At 67.6% G+C, this 1,176-nt stretch carries 1 protein-coding gene; it reads right to left on the reverse strand.

Features of this window, described 5'->3' with window-relative positions:
• Positions 1-1,176 (reverse strand): DUF222 domain-containing protein (locus tag ACLQ3I_RS23320; RefSeq protein ID WP_425805183.1); only part of this gene is annotated, 1,176 nt, incomplete at both ends.

Consider the following 1,176-nt stretch of genomic DNA (forward strand, 5'->3'; position numbering starts at 1 on the left):
GGGATCACCAGACCTTCGGGCGTGGTGAACTCGGTGCGCAACCGGCCACGTGTGTCGCGGAACTGCTCGTCGAGCCAGTTCCCGAACGTCTTGAGCACATGGGAGAACCGGTCTTTGATGTTCAGATTCTCCGGCACCGTCTGCCCACCCGCGGCCGGGTTGGTGTGGTCATATTCCTGGACGTGTTCGACGTCGGCGTCAAAGGAGGAGGTCGCGTTACCCGGCACGATGCTGTAGCCATCGCGCACCCGCACATAGGTGTCCAGAGCGGTCGACGGCCGATAGGGGTCCGAGGGAAGATGCGCGGGCAGGGTGAAGGTGCCATCCGGATTCTGCGGTGTGCCCGTGGGTACCAGCGGCTTGATCACCGCGTCCGGACGGGCAGCCAGATCGCGCACCTGTTCATCGGAGACGACCCCGTGTCCGGCGACGAACCCGGCATGCTCGGCCTCACCGGTGAGCGTGGCTTCGTCGCAGACCACGTGGATGACCACGGTGGCGTCGACCGGCGGCACCGTGCCCGGCTCCGGGATCCGGGCCGTGCAGTCCTCGCGCCCGCACCGGCATTCGAAGACAGTCCCCGACAGCAGGGCGAACATCGCGTCCGAGGCGCGCTGCTGTGTGGTGCGCTCGTCGTGTTCACATACCGCGGCGGCCAGCGCTTTGACGGCTGCGGCGGCGATGCGCACGTTCTCCGCGGACATGGTCGCCGACATCTGCCCCATCCCATCCGGCTTCGGCGTCGTCCACACCCGACGGTCGTTGACCGCACGTCGGCGAGCCTCGCGCACCGCATCCGGATCCTGGCGAAACACGATCCGATCGACCATGTCGCGGAGCCGTTCGGCCGACCACGCCCCGGCATGCAGATCCAGTTCGGCGGCGATCTGCCCATCCACCTCGGCCATACCGGCGTGGCCGTCGAGCAGATCGGTCCGGGCGATGATCGAGGACACCCGAGCCGGGGAGATCTGCCCATCACGTAACCGCTCGGACACCTGCGGCAACCGATCCCGCAACGCCAGCGCCTCACGAACCAGTTGCTCGGCAGCCTGCTGGGAGACACTCAACGCCAACGCGACCCGGGCGGCGCAGTCGGCGAACCCGTCCACCACCAGAATGTCCTCCGGCCGTTCCTCGGGTCCGACGAGACGGTCATGCAGTTCGGCGGCCAAC

Origin of the sequence: Gordonia sp. DT101 (assembly GCF_049844895.1) — a bacterium.
GTDB lineage: Bacteria > Actinomycetota > Actinomycetes > Mycobacteriales > Mycobacteriaceae > Gordonia.